This window comes from Fertoeibacter niger (assembly GCF_009380135.2).
GTDB lineage: Bacteria > Pseudomonadota > Alphaproteobacteria > Rhodobacterales > Rhodobacteraceae > Fertoeibacter > Fertoeibacter niger.
The window spans coordinates 139,286-163,423 of record NZ_WHUT02000002.1 but is presented as its reverse complement, the minus strand read 5'-3'; the positions used below and the strand labels follow the sequence as shown (position 1 = coordinate 163,423).

General features: G+C 65.9%; 28 protein-coding genes. 15 read left to right on the top strand and 13 right to left on the bottom strand.

The window, feature by feature from the left end:
- Positions 1-9 precede the first annotated feature (9 nt).
- From ppsR to idi, 5 genes are all read left to right on the top strand, one after another.
- On the top strand, positions 10-1,431 hold the full coding sequence (gene ppsR / locus GEU84_RS04235; RefSeq protein ID WP_174539309.1) for a transcriptional regulator PpsR: 1,422 nt from the start codon (positions 10-12) through the stop codon (positions 1,429-1,431).
- Between the two features lie 69 nt (positions 1,432-1,500).
- Complete coding sequence (gene chlG / locus GEU84_RS04230) at positions 1,501-2,397, top strand: chlorophyll synthase ChlG (protein WP_152824353.1); 897 nt, start codon at positions 1,501-1,503, stop codon at positions 2,395-2,397.
- Positions 2,394-3,674: a BCD family MFS transporter gene (locus GEU84_RS04225; RefSeq protein WP_420899271.1), complete on the top strand. Its 1,281-nt coding sequence runs from the start codon at positions 2,394-2,396 to the stop codon at positions 3,672-3,674. Before chlG ends, GEU84_RS04225 begins: the two co-directional genes overlap by 4 nt.
- A 2-nt stretch (positions 3,675-3,676) precedes the next feature.
- Positions 3,677-4,873, top strand: a complete 1,197-nt coding sequence (locus GEU84_RS04220; RefSeq protein ID WP_152824355.1) for a geranylgeranyl diphosphate reductase — start codon at positions 3,677-3,679, stop codon at positions 4,871-4,873.
- A gap of 34 nt (positions 4,874-4,907) precedes the next feature.
- A complete protein-coding gene (gene idi / locus GEU84_RS04215) occupies positions 4,908-5,444 on the top strand; it encodes an isopentenyl-diphosphate Delta-isomerase (protein ID WP_152824517.1) in 537 nt (178 codons plus the stop codon).
- 65 nt (positions 5,445-5,509) lie between these two features.
- Here the strand turns inward: idi and GEU84_RS04210 are convergent, their stop codons facing one another.
- The 7 genes from GEU84_RS04210 to phnF form a co-directional block, all read right to left on the bottom strand.
- A complete protein-coding gene (locus tag GEU84_RS04210; protein ID WP_152824356.1) occupies positions 5,510-6,145 on the bottom strand; it encodes an LbetaH domain-containing protein in 636 nt (211 codons plus the stop codon).
- A 67-nt stretch (positions 6,146-6,212) separates the two neighbouring features.
- A complete protein-coding gene (gene phnE / locus GEU84_RS04205; protein WP_152824357.1) occupies positions 6,213-7,559 on the bottom strand; it encodes a phosphonate ABC transporter, permease protein PhnE in 1,347 nt (448 codons plus the stop codon).
- 1 nt (position 7,560) lies between these two features.
- Entirely contained in the window at positions 7,561-8,430 is an 870-nt protein-coding gene (gene phnE, locus GEU84_RS04200; protein ID WP_152824358.1) for a phosphonate ABC transporter, permease protein PhnE, read from the bottom strand.
- 65 nt (positions 8,431-8,495) lie between these two features.
- Positions 8,496-9,398 (bottom strand): phosphonate ABC transporter substrate-binding protein, encoded by a 903-nt coding sequence (phnD, locus tag GEU84_RS04195; protein ID WP_152824359.1) that lies wholly within the window; start codon positions 9,396-9,398, stop codon positions 8,496-8,498.
- Between the two features lie 73 nt (positions 9,399-9,471).
- The gene (gene phnC / locus GEU84_RS04190; protein WP_420899267.1) at positions 9,472-10,293 is read right to left on the bottom strand and encodes a phosphonate ABC transporter ATP-binding protein; all 822 of its coding nucleotides are present in this window, start codon (positions 10,291-10,293) and stop codon (positions 9,472-9,474) included.
- A 219-nt stretch (positions 10,294-10,512) separates the two neighbouring features.
- Entirely contained in the window at positions 10,513-11,694 is a 1,182-nt protein-coding gene (locus tag GEU84_RS04185; protein ID WP_152824360.1) for an alpha-D-ribose 1-methylphosphonate 5-triphosphate diphosphatase, read from the bottom strand.
- A gap of 91 nt (positions 11,695-11,785) precedes the next feature.
- Positions 11,786-12,523 (bottom strand): phosphonate metabolism transcriptional regulator PhnF, encoded by a 738-nt coding sequence (gene phnF / locus GEU84_RS04180; RefSeq protein WP_152824361.1) that lies wholly within the window; start codon positions 12,521-12,523, stop codon positions 11,786-11,788.
- Positions 12,524-12,620: 97 nt separating this feature from the next.
- Here phnF and phnG point away from each other — a divergent pair, with 97 nt between their 5' ends.
- The 3 genes from phnG to GEU84_RS04165 are packed head-to-tail and all read left to right on the top strand — an operon-like array spanning position 12,621 to position 14,775.
- Positions 12,621-13,118, top strand: a complete 498-nt coding sequence (gene phnG, locus GEU84_RS04175; protein WP_152824362.1) for a phosphonate C-P lyase system protein PhnG — start codon at positions 12,621-12,623, stop codon at positions 13,116-13,118.
- Positions 13,115-13,693: a phosphonate C-P lyase system protein PhnH gene (gene phnH, locus GEU84_RS04170; protein WP_338144755.1), complete on the top strand. Its 579-nt coding sequence runs from the start codon at positions 13,115-13,117 to the stop codon at positions 13,691-13,693. Before phnG ends, phnH begins: the two co-directional genes overlap by 4 nt.
- The gene (locus GEU84_RS04165) at positions 13,693-14,775 is read left to right on the top strand and encodes a carbon-phosphorus lyase complex subunit (protein WP_152824363.1); all 1,083 of its coding nucleotides are present in this window, start codon (positions 13,693-13,695) and stop codon (positions 14,773-14,775) included. The genes phnH and GEU84_RS04165 overlap by 1 nt, the downstream gene beginning before the upstream one ends.
- A gap of 5 nt (positions 14,776-14,780) precedes the next feature.
- Here GEU84_RS04165 and GEU84_RS21310 read toward each other — a convergent pair whose 3' ends face one another.
- Positions 14,781-14,912 carry a hypothetical protein gene (locus GEU84_RS21310; protein ID WP_277604828.1) on the bottom strand — a complete coding sequence of 44 codons (132 nt, stop codon included), beginning with the start codon at positions 14,910-14,912 and terminating at the stop codon, positions 14,781-14,783.
- A gap of 61 nt (positions 14,913-14,973) precedes the next feature.
- On the opposite strand from GEU84_RS21310, the gene GEU84_RS04160 reads away from it, so the two are divergent.
- The 5 genes from GEU84_RS04160 to phnN all read left to right on the top strand — a co-directional run bounded on the left by GEU84_RS04160 (position 14,974) and on the right by phnN (position 18,945).
- Positions 14,974-15,843 (top strand): alpha-D-ribose 1-methylphosphonate 5-phosphate C-P-lyase PhnJ, encoded by an 870-nt coding sequence (locus GEU84_RS04160; protein WP_152824364.1) that lies wholly within the window; start codon positions 14,974-14,976, stop codon positions 15,841-15,843.
- Positions 15,844-15,940: 97 nt separating this feature from the next.
- Positions 15,941-16,738, top strand: coding sequence for a phosphonate C-P lyase system protein PhnK (gene phnK, locus GEU84_RS04155; protein WP_152824365.1), 798 nt, complete (start codon positions 15,941-15,943; stop codon positions 16,736-16,738).
- Positions 16,739-16,742: 4 nt separating this feature from the next.
- Positions 16,743-17,708, top strand: coding sequence for a magnesium transporter CorA family protein (locus GEU84_RS04150; RefSeq protein ID WP_152824366.1), 966 nt, complete (start codon positions 16,743-16,745; stop codon positions 17,706-17,708).
- A complete protein-coding gene (gene phnL / locus GEU84_RS04145) occupies positions 17,699-18,403 on the top strand; it encodes a phosphonate C-P lyase system protein PhnL (protein ID WP_420899266.1) in 705 nt (234 codons plus the stop codon). Before GEU84_RS04150 ends, phnL begins: the two co-directional genes overlap by 10 nt.
- Positions 18,403-18,945, top strand: coding sequence for a phosphonate metabolism protein/1,5-bisphosphokinase (PRPP-forming) PhnN (gene phnN, locus GEU84_RS04140; RefSeq protein ID WP_152824367.1), 543 nt, complete (start codon positions 18,403-18,405; stop codon positions 18,943-18,945). The genes phnL and phnN overlap by 1 nt, the downstream gene beginning before the upstream one ends.
- Here phnN and GEU84_RS04135 read toward each other — a convergent pair.
- Positions 18,927-19,616, bottom strand: a complete 690-nt coding sequence (locus GEU84_RS04135) for a DUF1045 domain-containing protein (protein ID WP_152824368.1) — start codon at positions 19,614-19,616, stop codon at positions 18,927-18,929. The genes phnN and GEU84_RS04135 overlap by 19 nt on opposite strands.
- Positions 19,617-19,687: 71 nt before the next feature.
- Here GEU84_RS04135 and GEU84_RS04130 point away from each other — a divergent pair, with 71 nt between their 5' ends.
- Positions 19,688-20,830: an alpha-D-ribose 1-methylphosphonate 5-triphosphate diphosphatase gene (locus GEU84_RS04130; protein ID WP_152824369.1), complete on the top strand. Its 1,143-nt coding sequence runs from the start codon at positions 19,688-19,690 to the stop codon at positions 20,828-20,830.
- A gap of 94 nt (positions 20,831-20,924) precedes the next feature.
- Positions 20,925-21,851 carry a PHP domain-containing protein gene (locus GEU84_RS04125; RefSeq protein WP_152824370.1) on the top strand — a complete coding sequence of 309 codons (927 nt, stop codon included), beginning with the start codon at positions 20,925-20,927 and terminating at the stop codon, positions 21,849-21,851.
- Here the strand turns inward: GEU84_RS04125 and GEU84_RS04120 are convergent.
- From GEU84_RS04120 to fumC, 4 genes are all read right to left on the bottom strand, one after another.
- On the bottom strand, positions 21,839-22,090 hold the full coding sequence (locus GEU84_RS04120) for a ribbon-helix-helix domain-containing protein (protein ID WP_152824371.1): 252 nt from the start codon (positions 22,088-22,090) through the stop codon (positions 21,839-21,841). The two genes, GEU84_RS04125 and GEU84_RS04120, sit on opposite strands and share 13 nt — an antisense overlap.
- 90 nt (positions 22,091-22,180) lie before the next feature.
- Positions 22,181-22,411 carry an N-(5'-phosphoribosyl)anthranilate isomerase gene (locus GEU84_RS04115; RefSeq protein WP_152824372.1) on the bottom strand — a complete coding sequence of 77 codons (231 nt, stop codon included), beginning with the start codon at positions 22,409-22,411 and terminating at the stop codon, positions 22,181-22,183.
- A 47-nt stretch (positions 22,412-22,458) separates the two neighbouring features.
- Positions 22,459-22,653 carry a DUF4169 family protein gene (locus tag GEU84_RS04110; protein ID WP_152824373.1) on the bottom strand — a complete coding sequence of 65 codons (195 nt, stop codon included), beginning with the start codon at positions 22,651-22,653 and terminating at the stop codon, positions 22,459-22,461.
- Positions 22,653-24,047, bottom strand: coding sequence for a class II fumarate hydratase (gene fumC, locus GEU84_RS04105; RefSeq protein WP_152824374.1), 1,395 nt, complete (start codon positions 24,045-24,047; stop codon positions 22,653-22,655). Before fumC ends, GEU84_RS04110 begins: the two co-directional genes overlap by 1 nt.
- Between the last annotated feature and the right edge of the window lie 91 nt (positions 24,048-24,138).

Sequence of the window (24,138 nt, the reverse complement as noted above, 5' to 3'; positions counted from 1 at the left end):
GGTATTCCCGTGACATCAGACGGACGACATCTTCTTCGCGGCGGCCGCGTTCCGCCCCTCTCGCCCGATCTTTTGAGCGATGTCATTTCCACGGCCGCCGACATCGCGCTGGTGGTCAGCGCCAGCGGGAATATCGACTCGCTGATCGTGAACCCGCACCACCGGTCGTTCGGCCAGTTGGATGCCTGGGCGGGGGCGCAGATCGACGCCGTGCTGACCGAGGAAAGCCAGCGCAAGCTGGTGACGCGGCTGGCCAGCCTGCGCAGCGGCACCCAAGGGTCTGTGGCGGTGGAGCTGAACCACGCCGACCCCGGCAATTTCGAATTTCCCGTGCGCTATGCCATGCACCTGATCGACGCCGACCAGTCGGTGCTGATGCTGGGCCGTGACCTGCGCCCGATTGCCGAAGTGCAGCAGCAGCTTGTGTCGGCCCAGCTGGCCATGGAGCGCGAGTATGAAAGCCAGCGCGAGATGGAAACGCGCTACCGTGTGATCATGGAGGTATCGCGCGACCCGATGGTGCTGATCTCGATGGCCACCGGGCGGATCACCGACCTGAACCCGGCGGCAGCCAGCCTGCTGGGCGGGGCGCGGGCCGATCTGCTGGGCGCCGCCATCGCGCAGGAGTTCGAGGGGCGGCGGCGCGGCGAATTCATGGAAACCATGGCCAATCTGGCGGTGGCCGAGGCGGCGGGCCCGATCGAGCTTTCGGCGCGGCGGTCGCAGCAGCGGCTTTTGGTGACGCCCAAGGTGTTCCGCGCGGCGGGTGAACGGCTGCTGTTGTGCCAGCTTGATCCGGCCGAGGCCGTGGCCAGCAGCAGCGACGAGCTGAGCGACAACCTGTCACGACTTTACCATGAGGGCGTGGATGGCATCGTGTTCACCGATGCCGAGGGCGTGATCCGCGGCGCGAACGAGGCTTTCCTGAATCTGACCGACAGTTCCAACCTGGCCGCCGTGCGGGGCCGGTCGCTGGCCGATTTTCTGGTGCGTGGCACGGTCGATCTGCGGGTGTTGCTGGATTCGGTGAAACGCACCGGGCAGTTGCGGCTGTATGCCACCCGGCTGACCACCGATTTCGCGGGCCAGATTGCCGCCGAAGTGTCGGCCACATGGCTGGATGACCGCGCGCAGCCGCTGCTGGCGCTGGTGATCCGCGACGCCAGCCGCGCCGAAACCCTGCGCCGCCCCGCCGCCCCGGCGACGGGTGCCGAAGAACCCGTGCGCAATGTGATGGAACTGGTGGGAAATTCCACGCTGAAAGACATCGTGGCCGAAACCACCGATGTGGTGGAAAAGATGTGCATCGAAACCGCGCTGGAGCTGACCCGCAACAACCGGGTGGCGGCGGCAGAGATGCTGAGCCTGTCGCGCCAGTCGCTGTATGTGAAGCTGCGCAAGTTCGGCCTTTTGAACCGCGACGGCGAGTAGGCGCGCTGTAAACCCAGGCGGGTGGATTCTGCGCTTGATCGACTCGACGCTGTAGTGTTTAGTTTACACATGAGTGTAAACCTTACCTTACATCCCCGCCTGCCGCAGCCCGCCGCGATGCTGGAGCTGATAAAGCCGATCACCTGGTTTCCGCCGGTCTGGGCCTATCTGTGCGGGGCGGTTTCCGCAGGCGTCTGGCCCGGCACGGGCTGGCCCATGGTGCTTTTGGGCATGGTGCTGGCCGGTCCCATCGTCTGCGGCATGAGCCAGGCCGCGAATGACTGGTGCGACCGGCATGTCGATGCGGTGAACGAACCCAACCGCCCGATCCCGTCAGGCCGCATTCCGGGCCGCTGGGGGCTGTGGATCGCGCTGGCGATGACGGTGCTGTCGCTGGCCGTGGGCTGGGCGCTGGGGCCATGGGGCTTTGCCGCCACGGTGTTTGGCGTGCTGGCGGCCTGGGCCTATTCCGCCGAACCGGTGCGGCTGAAACGCTCGGGCTGGTGGGGGCCGGGGCTGGTGGGCCTGTGCTATGAGGGCCTGCCTTGGTTCACGGGCGCTGCCGTGCTGGCGGGGGGCTTGCCGACATTCGAGGTGGTGGTGCTGGCCGCGCTTTACGCCTTTGGTGCGCATGGCATCATGACGCTGAACGATTTCAAGGCGCTGGAAGGGGATCGCCAGCATGGCGTGCGCTCGCTTCCGGTGACATTGGGGCCAGAGGTGGCGGCAAAGATCGCCTGCACCGTGATGGCCATGGCGCAACTGCTGGTGATCGTCATGCTGCTGGTCTGGGGCAAGCCTTGGCACGCGCTGGCCATTGCTGCGCTGCTGGCGTCGCAGATCGCCGCCATGCGGGTGCTGCTGCGCGACCCCAAGGCCAAGGCCCCGTGGTATAACGGCACCGGCGTGCTGCTTTATGTCTCGGGCATGTTGATCGCCGCCTTTGCGGTGCGGGGGCTGGGCTGATGCTGTCGTGGTTCGCCATCTTCCGCCTGGGTCTGGTGCAGATGTGCCTTGGCGCGGTGGTGGTGCTGACCACATCGACGCTGAACCGGCTGATGGTGGTCGAACTGGCCTTGCCCGCCGTGCTGCCCGGCGCGCTGGTGGCGCTGCATTACGGCATCCAGATCACGCGGCCTTCATGGGGCTACCGGTCAGATACCGGCGGCAACCGCACACGCTGGATCGTGCTTGGCATGGCCGCGCTGGCACTGGGTGGCTTTGGCGCCGCGCTGGGGGTGGTTGTGCTGCAAAGCGCCTTCTGGGCCGGGCTGGCGCTGTCAATCGCGGCCTACGGGCTGATCGGGCTGGGGGTGGGGGCCTCGGGCACGTCATTGCTGGCGCTGCTGGCAACGGCCACGCATCCGCGCCGCAGGGCTGCGGCGGCGATGATCACGTGGCTGATGATGATCCTGGGCATCGCGCTGACGGCGGGTGTGGTGGGTGGTTTGCTGGAGCCCTATTACCCCGCGCGGCTGCTGGAGGTTGTGGGCGCTGTGTGCCTTGCCGCCGTGGCGCTGACCCTGCTGGCCGTGGCGGGGGTAGAGCGGCGGGTGCAGGCCCGGCCCGAACCCGCACCGCAGCCCTTCCGCCAGGGCCTGCGCGAGGTCTGGGCCGAGCCAAAGGCCCGTGCGTTCACGGTTTTCGTATTCCTCGCCATGACCGCCTATTTCATGCAGGAACTGATACTGGAGCCCTATGCCGGCCTGGTGTTCGGCTTTACCCCCGGGCAATCCACCAGCCTGTCGGGCGCGCAGAATGGCGGGGTGTTTCTGGGCATGCTGGCGGTGGGCATCGCCGCCACCGGGCTGGGCTTGGGCGCATTGCGGTCCTGGGTGATCGCGGGCTGTCTGGGCTCGGCCGCGGCGCTGGTGGTGATTGCGGCACTGGGGCAGGTGGGCCTTGGCCTGCTGGTGCCTGCCACCATCATGCTGGGCCTGTTCAACGGCATGTTCGCGGTGGCGGCCATCGGGTCGATGATGGCGCTGGCGGGCGAGGGGCGCGGCGCGCGCGAGGGCACGCGCATGGGCCTGTGGGGGGCCGCGCAGGCACTGGCTGCGGGCTTTGGCGGGCTGACCGGGGCTGCGGCGGTTGACCTGCTGCGGCTGGGCATGGATGCGCCCGATGCCTTTGGTCTGGTGTTCATCGCCGAGGCCGGAATTTTTGTTGCCGCAGCCCTGATGGCGCTGCGGATCATGGAGGGCGGGCCAGCCCCCGCCGGGCGGCTGGTTCCGGGGGAGTGAGCATGGCTTATGACGTTTTCGTTGTCGGGGGCGGCCCGTCGGGGGCCACGGCCGCCGAGGATCTGGCCCGCGCGGGGCACAAGGTGGCGATGCTGGACCGTGCGGGGCGCATCAAACCCTGCGGCGGGGCCATCCCGCCCCGGCTGATCGCCGATTTCGCCATCCCCTCCAGCCAGATCGTTGCGCGCATCCGCACCGCGCGCATGGTGTCGCCCACTGGGCGGGCGGTGGATATTCCCATCGAGAACGGCTTTGTCGGGATGGTGGACCGCGAACATTTCGACGAATTCCTGCGGCTGCGGGCGGCGGGGGCGGGGGCTGACCGGCTGACCGGCACTTTCCTGCGGATCGAGCGGGATATGGCGGGCAGCCATGTGGTCTGGCGCGACAAGGCGGGCGCGGAACAGCGCAGCGCCACGAAGATTGTCATCGGGGCGGATGGTGCGCGGTCAAACGTGGCACGCGCCGAGGTGCCGGGCGGCGACAAGACCCCCTATGTCATCGCCTATCATGAAATCATCAAGGCACCGGCAACCGCCGCCACCCTTGCCGCCGCCAATGATTATGACCCCACACGCTGCGACGTGATCTATGACGGCAAGATCAGCCCCGATTTCTATGGCTGGGTCTTTCCGCATGGTGCGCAGATGAGCGTGGGCATGGGCACGGGGGTAGAGGGGGTGGATCTGAAAGCCGCCACCGCCGACTTGCGCGCGCAGGCGGGCCTGACCGGCTGCGAGACGATCCGCCGCGAAGGCGCGCCCATTCCGCTGCGCCCGATGGACCGCTGGGACAATGGCCGCGACGTGGTGCTGGCTGGCGATGCAGCGGGCGTCGTGGCACCGTCATCCGGCGAGGGCATCTATTACGCCATGGTGGGGGGCAGGGTCGCCGCCACGGCGGCGCAGGCGGCGCTGGCCTCGGGGCGGATGCGCGATCTGGCGCTGGCGCGCAAGCTGTTCATGAAAGAGCACAAGATGGTGTTCAAGGTGCTGCGCTCGATGCAGGACGCCTATTACAAATCCGATGAGCGGCGGGAGCGGTTTGTCAGCCTGTGCCATGATGTCGATGTGCAGCGCCTGACGTTCGAGGCCTATATGAACAAGAAACTGGTGGCCGCGCGCCCGATGGCGCATATCAGGATAGGGATGAAGAACATGGCGCATCTGTTGCGGCTGGTCTCGCCCGTCTGGACGTGACGCGGTGGATGATGGGATGATGACAGCGGCAGGTCTGGCCGAGATGGTGCCCGCCTGGGTCGATGGCCGGTTGCAGCCGGTGGAAAAGCTGGCCGTGCATCAGCGCGGCCTGCGGCATCTGGCGGTATCGGTTTTCGTGATGGCGGGGCCACTGGTGCTGATCCAGCGCCGGGCGGCGGGCAAATACCATACGCCGGGTCTCTGGGCCAACACCTGCTGCACCCATCCGCGCTGGGGCGAGGATACGGCGGCCTGCGCGCAGCGCCGCTTGCGCGAGGAACTGGGCATCACCGGCCTGACCCCCGCCTTTGCCGACCGGGTGGAATACCGCGCAGATGTGGGCGGCGGGCTGACCGAGCACGAGGTGGTGGATATATTCCTGGCGCAGACCACCACCGCGCTGCCCCTTGCCCCCGACCCGGCAGAGGTGTGGGAAACCCGCTGGATCGACCTTTACGATCTGGCGGCCGAGGTGCAGCGCAATCCGGCCCGCTTCACCCCCTGGCTGCGCATCTATCTGGCCGAACATATGGACCGGATCTTCGGCGTGGGCCTGCGGTTGGCGCGGTGAGCGCTGCGCCAAAGGCATCCGCTGAACGCGTCTGACAGGATCATGCCGCACCGCTGGCCTGCGGCCTAGACCCCCGCCGGATCAGCCCCTTCATAGCGCGCCAGAAACTCGGCAGCGGGCAGGGCGCGGAAATCCTCCAGGCTGGCGCGCAGCCGGTCATGCGACCAGTCCCACCAGGCCAGCGCCAGCATGCGTTCGGCAATCCCCTCGGGGTAACGCGCGCGCAGCGGCACGGCGGGCACCCCGGCCACGATCATGTAGGGGGCCACGTCTTTCGTCACCACGGCCCCGGCGGCCACCACGGCCCCGGCCCCCACCACCACATCGGGCCGGATGATCGCGCCATGCCCCACCCAGCAATCGGGGCCCAGCATGGTGCGGCGGGCCTTGCGGCGGGCGAAGAAGTCGGGGTCGTCGGCGGCATCATCCCAGTAGTAGGAGGACCGGTAAAGGAAGTGGTGCAGGCTGGCATTGCCCACCGGGTGATCGGTCGGCCCGATCCGCGTCAGGGCGGCGATGTTGGCGAACTTGCCGACGGTGGTGTTGGCGATGTCGGACAGCCGGTCGCAATAGGCGTAGTCATCAAAGGTGGAATGGGCCACACGGCTGCCTTCGCCTATTTCCACGTAAGCCCCGAAGGTGCTGTCGGTGATGGCGCAGCCGGGGTGGATGTGCGGGTGGTCCGGCGAAAGTCTGGGCATGCGTCCCCCGTGGCCCGGCGGGCCGGTTGTGATCAGGCAGCCACCCTGCAAGCCGGGCGCGGCCGGGTCAATGCCCGCCCGCGTCACCCTTGATCAGCTTGCGGCGCAGCCATGCCGACAGGCTGTCCATCGCGATCACCATCAGGATGATCAGCGTCATGTAATAGGCGACCTCTTCCCAGTCTTTCTGGGTCGAGATGGCCTGGGTCAACATCAGGCCGATGCCGCCGCCCACAATGGCCCCGATGATGGTGGCCGAGCGGACGTTGCCCTCGAAGTAATAGAGCACCTGGCTCAGAACCACCGGCATGATCTGCGGCAGCACGCCGAACCGCGCCCGTTGCAGGCTGTTCGCCCCGGTGGAGCGCAGGCCCTCGACCTGTTTTTCGTCAATGTTTTCCAGTGTTTCAGAGAACATCTTGCCGAAGGATCCGATCTCGGTGATCAGGATGGCCAAGGCCCCGGTCATTGGCCCCGGACCGAAGGCGCGGGTCAGCAGGATGGTGAAGATCAGCGCATCGACCCCGCGCACGAAATCGAACACCCGGCGAATGGCAAAGCGCACCGGCGCGAAGGGGGTGAAGTTCGACGCGGCCAGAAAAGCCAGCGGCAGCGAGATGATCGCGGCAAGGAACGTGCCGATGAAGGCCATCAGCATCGTCTCGCCGATCGCCCAGGCGATGACGTTGTGCTGCCACATCTTGTTGGTCCAGAATTCGTTCAGCATGTAGCCGAAGTTCGACCGGTCGGGGTCGATCCGGGGTTCCCACAGTGCAAGGCCCACCAGCTCGCCAAAGGACTTGCGCGAGAACGGGCTGTCGAGGGTAAAGAACCACAGCTCCCATCCCGGCTGATAGCGGTAGGTGTCCGCGCGGGCGCGGGTGTAGGCAAAGCGTCCCTGATCGGTGGTAACGTTCACGCGCGTGTCCGAGGCGCTGATCCAGTCGGGCAGCGGCTGGGGGGCGTCCAGCGTGAAGTCGCGCCCCTCGCGAATGATGTTGACGGTGCCGTAGTTCGGGATCACATAGCGCGCCCCGGCGTCGTCATAGGTGACGACATGGCCTTCGCCCAGATCGATCACCGTCACGCCGTTCTCGATTGTCACCCATTCCGGCAGGTCGCCCGCAGCGTAGGTGCCCTTGTTTTCACCTTCGATCGCCACCTCGACCTCGCCGTTGCGGTTGTCGCGCGTGACGTGGGTCTTGTAGGACCAGAAATCCGAGGCAAGGATCGCGGCATTGTCCAGACGGATGCGGTTGACCAGCCCCATGATGTCGAACGAAAAGAAGATGTAGACGAAATAGACCATCACCACCGCGGGGGCAGCGAAGGACAGCAGGCGGCGGCGCCGGAAGTTGGCGACGACAGTCTCGCGCAGGTCGGTCTGAGGGGCGGATGCGGCAATATCGGTCATGTCAGTGCCCCTTGACCAGACGGTTGCGGTAGTGGCTGGAAAGCTGGTCGATGGCGACGATGGTGATGAACAGCAAAAGGAAGATCGACACTACCTCGTCATACCGCCCCGAACCCCATTGCAGGGCGATCTTCAGGTCGTGGCCGATGCCGCCCTCGCCGACAAAACCCAGGATCGCCGAGGCGCGAACGTTGATCTCGAAGCGCAGAAGGGTATAGCCCAACCAGTCGGGTGCTACCTGAGGAATGATGCCAAGCCACATCTTCTGTCCCCAGGACGCCCCGACCGAGGTCAACCCTTCGACTGGCTTGAGGTCGGCATTCTCGGCCACTTCGGCAAACAGCTTGCCAAGCGCCCCGGCGGTGTGGATGGCGATGGCAATCATCGCGGGCACCGGGCCGCCGCCCAGAATATAGATCAGGATCAGCGCGATCACGATTTCGGGCACCGCGCGGAACGTGTCGGTGATGCGCCGGAAAACCCCCGCAAGTGCTGGCCACCGCGCAAGGCCACGGGTCGACAGCAGCGCGAAGACCACCGCCAGCAGCGCGCCCAGCAGGGTCGACACGGCGGCGATGTTCAGCGTCTCGATCAGCGAGGGCACGAATGACAGGAAGTAGGCCGGAATATTCGCCCGCCGCTCCCACGCTTCGGAAATCACCTCGGAAGGGAACTGGCCCAAAAGCGACAGGCCTTCCCAGAAGCCGCCGGCGTTGCGCGCTTCGGCCACGCCGAAGGCCATCACCATCAACAATGTGAAGATCGCCAGAAGAACCCCGGAATACATGCGCTTGCGGCGCACCTCTTCAAGGTAGCGGGTTCGCGTGGTGGCCAGACTGGCGCTGGGTGCGGAAAGACTGGCGTCGGCCATCATGATCCCCGGAATGAAGGGGCCGGACCCTGCGGGTGCAGGGTCCGGCCGGAATGGTCAGTCGATCACTGGGCGTCCTGCGCCTGACGGGCGGCGACGATCGTCAGATAGTCGTCATGGCTGATTTCGACGAAGTCCTTGGCCTCGCCGGCGGCGACGTTGTAGGCGCAGTCCTTGTCGGTTTCGTGCAGGTCGGCGGTCAGGGCGGTGACTTTGTCTTTCACGTCCTGCGGCAGGGCCTTGCGGACGACCATCGGGCCTTCGGGGATCAGTTCGGATTTGTAGATCTCGACCAGTTCGTTCATGTCGGCCAGACCGGCATCCACCGCGCGGCGCAGCGCGCCCGAGTTGTAGCCGTCTTCCCATGCGCCCAGGCCGTCAGCCCAGGTCACGCCTGCCTCGAAGTCGCCGTTCATCACGCCGACGATGGTCTGCTCATGGCCACCCGAGAATTTCACTTCCGAGAAGTGCTCTTCCAGCGGCTTGCCCAGCATCTCTTCCATTTCCACCAGCGGGATCAGGTAGCCCGAGGTCGAGTTCGGATCGGCGAAGGCAAAGGCCTTGCCTGCTCCGGTCATGATGTCGGTGATGCCTGCGTCCTTGCGGGCGATGCCGACCGAGTAGTAGCCGGTCGAGCCGTCGACGTTCTGCTTGGTCAGTTTCACTTCGACCGATTCCGGGTCGGTCAGGTAGATCTTGGCATAGGCCGAGGCACCCAGCCAGGCATAGTCGAGCGAGCCGCCCAGCAGGCCCTGGATCACGCCGTCATAGTCGGCGGGGGCGAACAGTTTCACCGGAACGCCCAGTTCGGCCTCGATCTTGGCGCGGAAGCATTCCTGGTTGGTCAGACGGTCCTGGGCATTTTCGCCGCCAAGGATGCCGATGTTGAATTCGGTGATCGCTTCCTGAGCGAGCGCCGGGGTCGCAAGTGCAGTGGTGGCAGCCAGAAGGGCAAGCAGCTTTTTCATGGTGGTCTCCGGTTGGATGGCCAGCAGGGCCGGTGGAAATGAACTGCGGCGACCGCCGGGGCCGCCGTTCGGGTTACGCGCCCAACAATGTGGTGGCGTAATTCTGATCGCGCGGCAGCGTGTCGATCGAGGTCGATGTCGCCGCCTCGGAAAAGCTTGCATCCGCGCCATAGATGTCGCGCGCGGCGCTGGTGGTCAGCAGGTCGGGGGTGCCATCGAACACGATGCGCCCGTCGCGCATGCCGATCACCCGGTCGCAGTAGCGCCGCGCGGTATCCAGCGTGTGCAGGTTGGCGATGACCATGCGGCCATCCTCGGTATGGATGCGGTGCAGCGCGTCCATCACGATCTGGGCGTTCATCGGGTCAAGCGACGCGATGGGTTCGTCGGCCAGGATGATCTTGGGATCCTGCATCAGCGCCCGGGCAATCGCCACGCGCTGCTGCTGGCCGCCCGACAGCGCCTCGGCCCGTTTCGGGGCCTGTTCGGCGATGCCCAGCCGGTCGAGGATCGACAGCGCGCGGGTGATGTCAGCCTCGGACCACAGGTTGAACATGGTTGCCAGCGTCGAGCGGCGGTTCAGAACGCCGTGCATCACGTTTGACGCCACATCCATCCGCGGCACCAGGTTGAACTGCTGGAAGATCATGGCGCACTGGCCCTGCCACGCGCGTTTTGCGGCGCCCTTCAGGGCAAGAATATCGGTGCCATCGACAAAAATCTGGCCGGATGTCGCGTCGGTCAGCCGGTTCATCATGCGCAGGAAGGTCGATTTGCCCGCCCCCGACCGCCCGATTATTCCCACGAAACCGGGCTTGTCCACGGTGAAGCTTATCCGGTCCACAGCGGCCTTCTTGCCGAAAACCCGGCTTACGTTCGACACGTTCAGCAGCATGCAGCCCCCAAGCTTTGTTGAAACGGGTGTTAGGGCTGCGGTGCGACGGAAGTGTTACACAGATTTGAAACTTTCGTGACAGGGCCGGTGTCACAGGCCGTCAGCCCAGGGAAATGCACGAAGGGCCGGCGGGCACAGCCTTGATGCAAAAGATAAAAGCCCCGCTTGCCGGGGGGGGCAGCGGGGCGACTGGCATGGATGCGACCCTGTGCCGCTGACCTATTCCGCTGCCAGCCGCAGCGCCTGCGGCTGCGCGATAAAGCGGCGGCCCGCCTCGCCCGCCAGATACGAAAGGCGCCCGCCGCAGATCGTCGCCTCGATCTCGCGCGTGGCGGCATTCACCACCACCAGATCGGCGCGCATCCCGGGGTCAAGCCGGCCACGATCCGGCAGGCGCAAAATCTCGGCCGGGGTCGAGGAAATCATCGCCCAGGCCCGGGGCAGGGTGCACAGACCCTTGTCCACCAGCGCCCAGACCGCCAGCGGCAGGGCCGGGATATGGTAATCCGACACCAGCGCATCCACCAGCCCCTCGGCGATCAGCGCCGCAGCCGACACATTGCCCGACTGGCTGCCACCACGCACCACATTGGGCGCACCCATGATCACCGGGCTCATCATCGCGCGGGCGGCTGCGGCGGCACGGCGCGAGGTGGGAAATTCCGCCACCCGTGCGCCGATCATCGAATAGCGTTCGCGGGTTTCGCCATCGGGGTCGTCATGGCTGCCATAAACCACGCCGATCTCGTCAAAGGCTTCGGCCAGACGGCACAGGTGGCGCGGCACCTCGCGGCTGCGGGCCTGCGCCCGTTCGACCGAGGCTACATGCTCATCCGCCGTGCGGCCCAGCTTTTTCGCCCACAGCGCGAAATCGGCGGGCTTGGTGGCCTGCATCTCCAGCGCCTCTTCCATGTGGTCGTTGAAGATCACATAGGTGATGCCATGACGGCGCACGGCGTCGATCAGCCGCTGGCTGGTATCGACCAGATGCACCTCGGCCCGGATCTGGATGCGCAGGTCGGTCAGCGCCCGCAGGCGATAGGTGTCCAGCGCGGCCATCAGGCCCTCGGCGAAATCCGGGCTGCGGTGCGCGCCTTCCCAGCTCCAGCCCTGCGCCAGAAAGGCGGTGGTCACGCCATGCGCCGCCGCCTCGCGGTCGGTCGAGGCGAGGCCCGCCGCCAGCGGAAAATTGGCCGAAGGGCGCGGGAAGATGTGCCGTTCAAACCCGTCGCCATGCAGGTCGATGATGCCGGGCAGAATCAGATAACCGCTCAGGTCCACCTCGGGCAGCGGGCCGCGCGTCAGCCGCCCGTCCTCCAGCGCGATGGACCGGCGCTGCATTTCGCCGTCGCGCAGAATGTCGGCGCCGGTCAGGCGCAGGGGTGGCAGGGGCAGGGGCATTGGGGCACTCGGGGGTTGCGGGATTGGTTGTGGATAAACGGTGAACGTATCGCTGGTGTGACAAAACACGTATAAATACAGGGCCGCAGGATCATTCGGGCGCTACGGTTAGCGTCACGCGGTCTCCCGCAAACCAGGTGTGTCCATATTCCACCGGGTTGCCTGCCGGATCGACGTTGATGGCTACCGAGCGCAGGATCGGCGCGCCTTCGGCCAGCCGCAGATGCAGCGCCAGCGTGCCCTGCGCCGGTTTGGCCGTCAGCCGGGTGGAGGCGCGGGTGTAATCGGCCAGCCCTTCGGCGGCCAATGCGGCGGTGACGGATGCGGTCTGGCCCAGATGCGCCAGCAGCCCCGGAAAGCGCGCGGCGGGAAAGACCGAGCGGAACACCGCCAGCGGCAGGCCATCGGCCAGCGACAACCCCTCATACACATGCACCTCGGCGCCCGGCGTCAGCCTCAGCGCCTCGGCCTCGCGCGCATCGGCCTTGCGGGTTTCCAGCCGCAACGTCTGGCGTGATGCGGTGCGCCCGGTGGCGGCGAGGTTCTGGTGAAACCGCACGCGGCGGCCCAGCGGGTAATCGGTGGGCTTTGCGGCCACGAACACGCCCGCCCCGCGCCGTGCATGCACAAGGCCAGTCTCGGCCAGTGCCGCCAGCCCGTGCCGCACAGTGTGGCGGTTGACGCCGAACCGCGCGGAAAGCTGCGCCTCGGTCGGCAGGCGGTCGCCTGGGGCGTAATGGCCTTCGGCGATTTCGGCCGACAGCGCGTCGGCGATGGATTTCCAGATTGCGGGGCGCGGGGTTGCAGGGCGGGGGGTGGTGGCCGTCATGAAAGGTTCATCCAGTCGGGGCTTGCCATCGGAGCGACTCAGGCGTAAGAATTTGTCTAGTTGTATAGTAAGCTAGACAAATCCGCAAGGTGTCGAGATGAGCCTTTCTGCCGCAGAAACCCCCGCCCCGGACCTGACCCCGGGCCTGACCCCGGCCCAACAGGCCCGCCGCGCGCATATGGGCCTTCTGGCGCGCGCCCGGCCCGATGATCTGGCCCGGGGGCTGGCCGGCCTGTTCCCCGACCTGCCCGCGCACAGCTTTCTGCGCGCGCCCGAGGTGGGGGCGGTGATGGTGCAGGGCCGCACCGGGGCCACGGGTGCGCCCTTCAATCTGGGCGAGATGACGGTGACGCGCTGCACCCTGCGCCTGGCATCGGGCGAGGTGGGCCATGCCCATGTGCAGGGCCGCGACAAGGCCCATGCAACGCGGGCGGCGCTGGTGGATGCGCTGATGCAGACGGATGCTGCATCGGATGTGCAGGGCATGCTGGATGGTCTGACGGCATCAGAGGCCACCCGGCGCAGGGCGCGCGCCGCCAGGGCCGCCGCCACCAAAGTCGAATTTTTCACGCTGGTGCGGGGGGAAGACCAATGACCATGGCCGTGGATGCCCTGACCGGCGGTTTCGCCGATGCGCCGGTGGAATCGGCCCGCGCCTTTCGCGCGGTGATGCAAGCGCTGGCCCGCCCCGGGCGGATCGAGACGGTGACAGGTGCCGCGCCGCCCGCGCCCATGTCGGTGGCGGCCGGTGTGCTGCTGCTGGTGCTGGCCGATGGCACGACGCCGGTGCATCTGGCGCCGTCGCATGATCTGCCTGGCCTGCGCGACTGGCTGACCTTTCACTGTGGCTGCCCGCTGGTGGCCCCGGAACAGGCGGTGTTCGCGGTCGGCACCTGGCCCGCGTTGCAGCCGATCACCCGCTTTCCGGTGGGAACGCCGGAATATCCCGACCGTTCCACCACGCTGATCGTGGAACGGCCCGACCTGATGCTTGGCACACCCGCCCTGCTGACCGGCCCGGGCATCAGGGGAGAGGCGGGCCTGCACCTGCCCGACTTGGCGGCACTGTCGGCCAACCATGCGCAATTCCCGCTGGGCTGCGACCTGTTCTTTACCGCGGGCGACCGGCTGGCCGGATTGCCGCGATCCACCAAAGTGGAGGCTCTCTGATGTATGTGGCAGTCAAGGGCGGCGAGCGGGCGATTGCCAATGCCCATGCCTTTCTGGCCGAGGAACGGCGTGGCGATACCGCGGTAGCCGAACTGACGGTGCCCCAGATCCGCGAGCAGTTGAAACTGGCGGTGAACCGGGTGATGGCCGAAGGCTCGCTTTACGACCCCGATCTGGCGGCGCTGGCGATCAAGCAGGCGCGCGGCGACATGATCGAGGCGGTGTTCCTGATCCGCGCCTACCGCACTACCTTGCCCCGACTGGCGGCCTCGCTGCCGCTGGAAAGCGCCGACATGGCCTGTATCCGCCGCGTCAGCGCCACGTTCAAGGATGCGCCGGGCGGGCAGGTGCTGGGGCCGACGTTCGATTACACCCACCGCCTGCTGGATTTCAAACTGCTGGCCGAGGGCGAGGCCCCGCTGGCCGCCGAGGCCGCACCCCTGGCCGCGCGCACCCCGCATATCACCGGGTTCCTGAACCGCGACGGGCTGATCCAGGATGAGCCTGCCGACAACACCACCCCGCCCGACCTGACGCGCGAACCGCTGGAACTGCCCGCGTCACGCGCCCTGCGGTTGCAGGCGCTGGCGCGGGGGGATGAGGGGTTCATCCTTGGCCTCGCCTATTCCACCCAGCGCGGCTATGGGCGCACCCATGCGTTTGTGGGCGAACTGCGCATCGGCACGGTGGCGGTGGAGATGGAGATACCCGAGCTGGGCTTCGCGGTGGAGATCGGCGAGGTGGAGATCACCGAATGCGAGACGGTGAACCAGTTCAAGGGATCAAAGACCGAACCGCCGCAATTCACCCGGGGCTACGGGCTGGTCTTTGGCCAGTCGGAACGCAAGGCGATTGCCATGTCACTGGTGGACCGCGCGCTGCGCTGGAAGGAACTGGGCGAGGATTTCACCGGCGCACCGGCGCAGGACGAGGAATTCGTGCTCAGCCACAGCGACAACATTCAGGCCACGGGGTTTCTGGAACATATCAAGCTGCCGCATTATGTGGATTTTCAGGCGGAGCTTGAACTGGTGCGGCGGCTGCGAAGCGAGGCTGCCGCCGCGCGCGAGGCGGCGGAATGAACGTGCTACACCTCATCCCGTTCTGCCGCGCGGGCCTGATTGCGCAGATAGACCACAGTGGCGGCGCGGAACAGGATAAGCGCCGAGGCCAGGCCACAGCCCAGCATGGCGAATATCAGCAAGGGTTGATCGGTCATGGCGGTTCCTCCCGGCGTGTCCTGTCACCCTGTCATCAAACTGTTAATTTGGGGCAAAAAAATGTCCGAAACTGCCTATAATTTCGGCTATCTTGACGAGCAGACCAAGCGGATGATAAGGCGCGCCATCCTGAAAGGCTTGGCGGTGCCCGGCTATCAGGTGCCCTTTGCCAGCCGCGAAATGCCCATGCCCTATGGCTGGGGCACCGGCGGCGTGCAGGTGACGGCGGCCTGCCTGACCCCCGAGGACCGGCTGAAGGTGATCGACCAGGGCGCCGATGACACGACGAATGCCGTGTCGATCCGCAGCTTCTTCCAGCGCACGGCGGGTGTGGCGGTGACAGGTGCCACGCGCGATGCCACGCTGATCCAGACCCGCCACCGCATCCCCGAAGCGGCGCTGACCGAGGATCAGATACTGGTCTATCAGGTGCCGATCCCCGAGCCTTTGCGCTTTATCGAGCCGCGCGAGACAGAAACGCGCAAGATGCACAGCCTGCAGGAATACGGGCTGATGCATGTGAAATTGTATGAGGACATCGCCCGGCACGGGCAGATTGCCACGTCCTATGCCTATCCGGTGGCGGTGGAGGGGCGCTATGTGATGGACCCGTCACCGATCCCGAAATTCGACAACCCCAAACTGAACGACTGCCCGGCGATCCAGCTGTTCGGCGCGGGGCGCGAGCAGCGCATCTATGCGCTGCCGCCCTATTCCAAGGTGGTCAGCCTTGATTTCGACGACCATCCCTTTGTGGCCAGCAAGGCCGATCATGCCTGCGACCTGTGCGGATCGGGCGTCAGCTATCTGGACGAGGTGATCGTGGATGACCAGGGCGGGCGGATGTTCGTCTGTTCCGACACTGATTATTGCGGTGCCCGCGTGGCGGCGGGGCAGCGCGGGCGGCTGTCACCCCCCGAGGCGGCGTGATGCGGCCGCAAAATTCTTGGAAGAATTTTGGCAAGATTTTTCAGGAAAAAATCTTGGCAACAACCCGGAAAGGGCGCGTGTGATGCCGGCGGAGCAGATGGATATTTTTGCCAGTAAGAAAGCTTTGGCCGCACCTTTGTTGTCGGTGCAGGGGCTGACGAAACGCTATGGCGCGCGGATCGGCTGCGCGGATGTGTCGTTCGACCTTTACCCGGGCGAGGTCATGGGCATCGTGGGGGAAAGCGGGTCGGGCAAATCGACGCTGCTGTCGTGCCTTGCCGGGCATATGGCGCCCGACGCCGGGTCGGTGGTGTTTCAGACCGCCGCTGGTCCGCGTGACACGGTGCGGATGAGCGAACCCGAGCGGCGCATGCTGGCGCGCACCGACTGGGCCTTTGTGCACCAGAACCCGCGTGACGGGCTGCGGATGGGCGTCAGTGCCGGCGGCAATGTGGGCGAGCGGCTGATGGCGGTGGGTGCGCGGCATTACGGCGGCATCCGCGAAAAGGCGACGGACTGGCTGGGCCGGGTGGAGATTGCCGCCGACCGGATCGACGACCGGCCATCGCAGTTTTCCGGTGGCATGCAGCAGCGCTTGCAGATCGCGCGCAATCTGGTGACGGGGCCGCGTCTGGTGTTCATGGACGAGCCGACCGGGGGGCTTGACGTGTCGGTGCAGGCGCGGCTGCTGGATTTGTTGCGCGGGCTGGTGCGGCAGATGGGGCTGAGCGCCATCATCGTCACGCATGATCTGGCGGTGGTGCGGCTGCTGGCCGACCGGCTGATGGTGATGAAGGGCGGGCAGGTTGTGGAACAGGGGCTGACCGATCAGGTCTTGGATGATCCGCAGCATGGCTATACGCAGCTGCTGGTATCTTCCGTGCTTCAGGTGTGACCCGATGCTTTATGCCTACAGTGAATTCGGCGGAACGCTGGTGAAACTGGCCGCTGATGCGCCGCTGGACGCGGCGTTGTGGGCCGATCTGTATCAGCCGACGGCTGATCAAGCCGCTGCCGTGGCCTCGGCCTTTGGCGTCGATGTGCCGACGCTGGAGGATATGGAAGAGATCGAAATATCCAACCGGCTCTACCGCGAGAACGGGGTGGATTACATGACCGTGGTGCTGCCGGGGTTTTCGGAAACCAAGACGCCGATATCGGGGCCGGTCAGTTTCATCATAGCGGCGGGGCGGCTGGTGACGGTGCGCCACCACGCGCCGCGCCCGTTTGAAACGTATCCCTCGCGGGCCGACAAGGTGGGTCACGGCTGTGCCATGGCGGATGAGATATTTCTGGGGCTGATGGAAGAGATCATCGGCCGGATGGCCGACCTGCTGGAGGGCATCGGGCGCGGCCTTGACGAGGTGTCGCGCACCGTTTTCACCCCGCAGAACGGGCAACTGGCCCCGCTTCGGTTGCAGGTCGCGCTGGAGCGGGTTGGCCGCGAGGGCGATCTGCTGGGCCGGGTGCGGCTGGCCCTGTTGACGCTGGAGCGGGCCGTGGGGTTTTTCCTGCACCGGTTGCAGGATCATGGGCATGACGCGCTGCACCGCGCTGTGGTGAAGGCGCTGCTGCGCGACATCGCGGCATTGGAGGTGCATGGCGATTTCCTGTCAAACCGCATCGGCCTGGCGTCAGATGCCACGCTGGGCATGATCAACCTGCAACAGAACTCTACCGTGCGGATCGTGTCGGTCGTGGCGGTGCTGTTCCTGCCGCCGACGCTGATCGCCAGCATCTATGGCATGAACTTTGCCGTGATGCCTGAACTGGCACAGCCCTGGGGCTATCCGATGGCGCTGGGGCTGATGGTGGCCGCTGGTGCCGCGACCTATCTGTTTTTCAAATGGAAGAAATGGCTATGATCCGTGTGACAGGCTTGGGCAAGAGTTTTACCCTGCACAATCAACCCGGGCGGGACGGGCAGGGTGCGGTTATTCCCGTAATGGCGGGTGGGCATCTGGATGTGGCACCGGGCGAATGCGTGGCGCTGGTGGGGGCCTCGGGGGCCGGGAAGTCCACGCTGATGCGGATGATCTACGGCAATTATCTGGCACAGGCCGGGTCGATCATGGTGGGCGATCTGGATGTGGCCCGGGCCGAGCCGCGCCAGATCATCGCGCTGAGGCGCGAGGTGCTGGGCTATGTCAGCCAGTTCCTGCGCGTGGTGCCCCGCGTGCCCACGGTCGATGTGGTGGCCGAGCCGCTGTTGACGCTGGGGGTGGATGCCGCCGAGGCGCGGGCGCGGGCCGAAGGCTTGCTGGCGCGGCTGAACATCCCGCAGCGGCTGTGGGGTCTGTCGCCCACCACCTTTTCCGGGGGTGAGCAGCAGCGGGTCAACATCGCGCGCGGTTTTGCCCATGATTACCCCGCCCTATTGCTGGACGAACCTACCGCCAGCCTGGATGCCACCAACCGCGAAGTGGTGCTGGGGCTGATCGAGGGGGCCAAGGCGCGGGGCGCGGCGATCGTGGGCATTTTCCATGACGAGGCGGCGCGCGACCGGGTCTGTGACAGGGTGGTGGATGTGACCGCCTTTACCCCGGGGCTGGCGGCCTGATGCCGGGGCGGGTGTTTGCGGTTGTCGGGCCATCGGGTGCCGGCAAGGACACGCTGATTGCGGCGGCACGTGAATGGCGGCCCGATCTGCATATCGTGCGGCGGGTCATCACCCGGCCGATCGAAGCCGGTGGCGAACCCTTTGAGGGTGTGACCGAGGCCGAATTTGCCGCCCGCGCCGCGCGGGGCGATTTCGCGCTGACCTGGGCCGCGCATGGCTTGCACTATGGCATTCCCGCCACGGTGTTCACCGCCATCGAGCAAGGGCGCGACGTGATCTTCAACGGCAGCCGCGCCATGCTGGGCGATGCGTGGGAGGCGTTTCCGGGGCTGACGGTGATCCATGTGACCGCGTCTGTGCCGGTGCTGGCCGAACGGCTGGCCGCCCGGGGGCGCGAGACCAAGGATGACATCGCCCGCCGCCTGACCCGCGCGAACTACGAGATCCCTTACGGCATCGGCGTGCAGGTGGTGCGCAACGACGGGCCGCTGGACGTGGCGGTGGCGGCGTTTCTGGCCGCCCTTCAGCCCGAAAGCGTGTAGCGGTGCAGCAGCCGGAAACGCCCGTCCGCCGCCTGACCGAACAGGCACAGGCTGTCCACCACAAAGGGGCGGGGCAGGATGGCGGGCAACAGTGGGGCCAGCACGGTTTCCACCTCATCCGCCAGACCGGGGCCGATGTCATCTGTCAGCGTCAGGTGGAACTGGAACTCTTCCATCACATAGGGATAGCCCCATTGTGCCAGATAGCCGCGCTGGCGCGGGTTCAGCCGCTCGGGGCGGCGGCGGGCAATCTCGGCCTCGGTCGGCGGGGCGCGGAACGCATCCAGCCCTTCGACCACGCGGGCTGCCAGCGCCGCCAGCGCCGTCTGGTCGCCCTCGGGTGTCAGGGCCACGAACCCGCCCAGCCGGTGCAGTTCCAGCCCGGGCAGCGTGACCGGGGCCAGCCCGGCGCACAGTGCCCGCGCCGCCTGGTGCAGCCCGGCCACATCGGTGCCGGGGGCCAGAAAGAACGGCGGCTTTACCGTGCCGTGAAAGCCGTATTTGCGCGGGCTTGTTGTCAGTTCCGCCAGCGGACGGCTGAGCCCGGGCAGCGCGGGATGCGGCATTTCGCGGCCGGCAGCGGCATCCCACCCCAGCCAGCAGGCCGCGAAATCGGCGAATGCGCCGGGCGCGGGCGCATAATATATGGCGTAGCGTTCAAAATTTTCCATGGCCCCGGCCTAATTGCATTTCGTCACAGCGCCGTGACATGACTACCCCACCGATTCCGAAGGACATGACCATGACTGACACCATCCTTGCCAATGCCACGCTTGTCCTGCCGGGGGAAGTGCTGCGCGGGTCGATCACCCTGTCGGATGGCCGCATCACCGGCATTGCGTCGGGCGCGGGCGTGCCCGCAGGGGCGGTGGATTGCGGCGGCGATCTGGTGATGCCGGGGCTGATCGAGCTGCACACCGACAATCTGGAACGCCATATCGAACCGCGCCCCAAGGTCAGCTGGCCGCATCAGGCGGCAATCATCGCCCATGATGCGGAACTCGCGGGCGTGGGCATCACCACGGTTTTCGATGCGCTGCGGGTGGGGTCGGTGGTGTCGAAATCCAAGGGCAATTACGGCGAATATGCCCGGGTGCTGGCGGATGAAATCCTTGACCTGCGCGCGCAAGGTGCCTTGCGCATCAGCCATTTCCTGCATTTGCGGGCGGAAATCTGTTCCGAAACACTGGTCGAGGAAATGGCGAAATTCGGCCCTGCCGACCGGATCGGCATTGTTTCTCTGATGGATCATACCCCCGGCCAGCGCCAGTTCCGCGATGTGACGCAGCTGAAGAACTATGTCATCGGCAAGCACGGCTATTCCGAGGCGGAGTTCGAGGGCCATATTGCGGGGCAGAAGGAATTGCAGGTGCGCTTTGGTGCGTTGCATGAGCGTGTGGCCGTGGCCGAGGCCCGGCGCTATGGCGCGGTGCTGGCCAGTCATGATGACACGACCACCGATCATGTGGCCCGGTCTGCCGAACATGGCGCGCATTTCGCCGAATTTCCCACCACGGTCGAGGCAGCCTCTGCCTGCCACGACCACAACATCAGGGTGATGATGGGTGCGCCGAACCTGATCCGGGGCGGGTCGCATTCCGGCAATGTCGCCGCCGAAGCGCTGGCAAAGGCCGATCTGCTGGATATCGTGTCATCCGACTATGTGCCCGCCGCGCTGTTGCAGGCGGCGCTGATGCTGGGTGATCTGTGGGGTGATCTGCCGCGCGGGGTGGCCACGGTCACGGCGGCCCCGGCTGCGGCCACCGGCCTTGCCGACCGGGGGCATCTGGATATCGGCGCGCGGGCCGATGTGATCCGCGTGGCGCGTCTGGCGGGATCGGCTGTGGTGCGCGGCACCTGGGTGCAGGGCCGTCGCGTGGCCTGAAAGCGACGTGGCGCGAAACGCGCGGGTGATGCCGCGCGCAGTCATTCCCCTGTTACCGCCTGCCCGCTAGCATGCCGCAAACCACGAGGACATCATGACCCAATCCCTGCCTGCCTTCACCGCCCCGGGCCGTTTCTGGCGCGGCAACCTGCACACCCATTCCACCCGGTCCGACGGCGTGCTGGCCCCCGAAGAGGTCTGCCGCCGCTACCGCGCCGAAGGCTATGACTTCCTGGCGCTGACCGACCATTTCGTCGGCCTCTATGGCTATCCGATTGTCGATACGCTGCCGATGCGCACAAACAGTTTCACCACCATCCTGGGGGCCGAACTGCATTCCGGGGCCATGGCTAATGGCGAGCTGTGGCATATCCTGGCTGTGGGCCTGCCGCCGGATTTCGCGCCCTCGCATTCCCCGCATTTCGGCGTGGTCGAAGGGCAGGAAAGCGGGGCCGAGCTGGCGGCGCGGGCGGTTGCGGCGGGGGCCTTCGTGGCCGTGGCGCATCCGCAATGGTCGGGGCTGACGCTGGCCGATGCGCGCGGCATCACAGCGGCGCATGCGGTGGAGATTTACAACCACGGTTGCGCCACCGGCTGCGACCGGCCCGATGGCGCGGCGATTGCCGACCTGCTGCTGACCGAGGGTCGGCGGCTGAGCCTGATCGCGACCGATGACGCGCATTTCTACGAGCCTGACCATTTCGGCGGCTGGGTGATGGTGAAGGCCGAGGTGAACGAACCCGAGGCGTTGCTGGTGGCGCTGAAGGCCGGGCAGTTCTATTCCAGCCAAGGCCCCGAGATCCGCGACATCCGCATCAGCGCCGATGCGGTGGAGGTCGATTGCTCGGCGGCGGCGGCGGTGATCGTGCAGGGGTCGGGCACGGCGGCCAAGGCGCTGCACGGCGAATCCATGACCACGGCGCGCATGGCGCTGGACCGTTTCCGCGACACGCCGTTCATCCGGGTCACGGTGGTGGACCGGGCGGGCAAAAAGGCCTGGTCGAACCCCTATTTCTTCTGACGCTCCGTTTCCGCGTTCTGTGCTGCGCCCTGATAATGGCGCAGCACATGCACCCGGATGGCCGATGCAAGCCCCACATCGCCCTCGCGCCCCTCGTCGATTTCCGCTGCCAGCGCGTTCAGCCCAATGCCGCGCGCCTCGGCAATGGCGCGGAACGCCTGCCAGAACGCCTGCTCCAGCGACACCGAGGTGCGGTGCCCGCGCAGGGTGAGGGAATGTTTGACGGGGCGGCTGCTCATGGTGCTTCATAGCCTCGCACAGCACGCCATAAAATCCTTGAACAAGGATTTTGACAAATTTCCTCAGAAGGAAATTTGCCAGCGGCACAGTCACAGGCGCAGATGCAGCGGTTCGGCGTTGCAGAACACCACGAAATGCCCTGCATTTTCAACCACGCGAAAGCCACGGTTGCGCATGACCTGCAAGAAGGCGTCGCGCCCGACAAGACGCTCCACATCAGAAACCTTCCGCCGCACGACGCCGCCCTCGGTTGCGGCCTGCGAGGTGAACATCTGATGCAGCCATTGCTGGGGCGTGACGGGCAAGGGCGCGTGTTTCATGACACATCCTCCTCGCCCCAGACTGCATCGGCGCGGTTAATTCAAGGTTAATCCTGATCCGGCGGGTCCGCCTCGCGCCTGTGCCCGTCAAGCATGGTGCGGGCCTTTGCGGCCTCAGCCCCTTCTGCCATGCGCTGTGCCTTGGTGCGCCCGAATTTCACCGCGTTTTCATCGCCCTGCGCGCGCTTGACGTCTCGGGCCTTCGCCTTTCGCACCGCGCGCAGGTTGACCAGTTCGGCCATCAGCCCTTGGGGCCGATCATGTCTTCGGGGCGCACCACGCGGTCAAAGGTTTCGCCGTCCACATAGCCCAGCGCAATCGCCTCTTCGCGCAGCGTCGTGCCGTTCTTGTGCGCCGTCTTTGCCACCTTGGTCGCCGCATCATAGCCGATGGTGGGGGCCAGCGCCGTCACCAGCATCAGCGATTCCTTCATCAGCTTGTCGATGCGGGCGATGTTGGCCTGCGTGCCCACCACCATGTTGTCGGTGAAAGACCCCGCCGCATCGCCCAGAAGCTGCATGCTTTGCAACACGTTGTAGGACATCATCGGGTTGTAGACGTTCAGCTCGAAATGCCCCTGCGAACCGGCAAAGCCAACGGCGGCGTCATTGCCCATCACCTGCGCGCAGACCATGGTCAGCGCCTCGGCCTGTGTGGGGTTCACCTTGCCCGGCATGATCGACGACCCGGGCTCATTCTCCGGCAGGATCAATTCACCAAGGCCCGACCGGGGGCCAGAGCCCAGCAGCCGCATGTCATTGGCGATCTTGAACAGCGATACCGCCACGGTTTTCAGCGCGCCGGAAAACATCACCATCGCGTCATGCGCCGCCAGCGCCTCGAACTTGTTGGGCGCGGTGACAAAGGGCAGGCCGGTGATGTCGGCAATGCGGGCCGCCACGCGGGTATCCCAGCCGACACGGGTGTTCAGCCCGGTGCCCACGGCGGTGCCGCCCTGTGCCAGTTCATAAATCTCGGGCAGCACCTTTTTCACCCGCATGATGCCCTGCGCCACCTGATGCGCATAGCCGCCGAATTCCTGCCCCAGTGTCAATGGCGTGGCATCCTGCGTATGGGTGCGGCCGATCTTGATGATATGCTTGAATTCTTCCGATTTGGCCGCCAGCGCCGCATGCAGCTTTTCCAGACCGGGCAGCAGCGTGTCGCGCGCCATCATGCCGATGGCCACATGCATGGCGGTGGGAAACGTGTCGTTCGACGACTGCCCCATGTTCACATGGTCATTGGGGTGGACGGGTTTTTTCGACCCCATAACCCCGCCCATCATCTCAATCGCGCGGTTCGAGATCACCTCGTTGGCGTTCATGTTGGATTGGGTGCCCGACCCGGTCTGCCACACGACCAGCGGGAAATTGTCGTCAAAGCGCCCGTCGATCACCTCTTGCGCGGCGACGGCAATGGCATTGCCCAGTTCCACCGGAATGTCGCCCTGATCCATGTTGGCCTCGGCGCAGGCCTTTTTTATCACACCCAGCGCGCGGATGATGGCGACGGGCTGCTTTTCCCAGCCGATGGGAAAGTTCAGGATCGAGCGTTGCGTCTGCGCGCCCCAGTATTTGTCGGCGGGCACCTCCAGCGGGCCAAAGCTGTCGGTCTCGGTGCGCGTTGAAGTCATGGTGCCAGCCTCCGTTTGGGTCGCGTCAAGCGTCGGGGCGTTGATAGGGCGGCGGGGCTGGAAAATCAATCGGTATGCCGTTGCATACGGA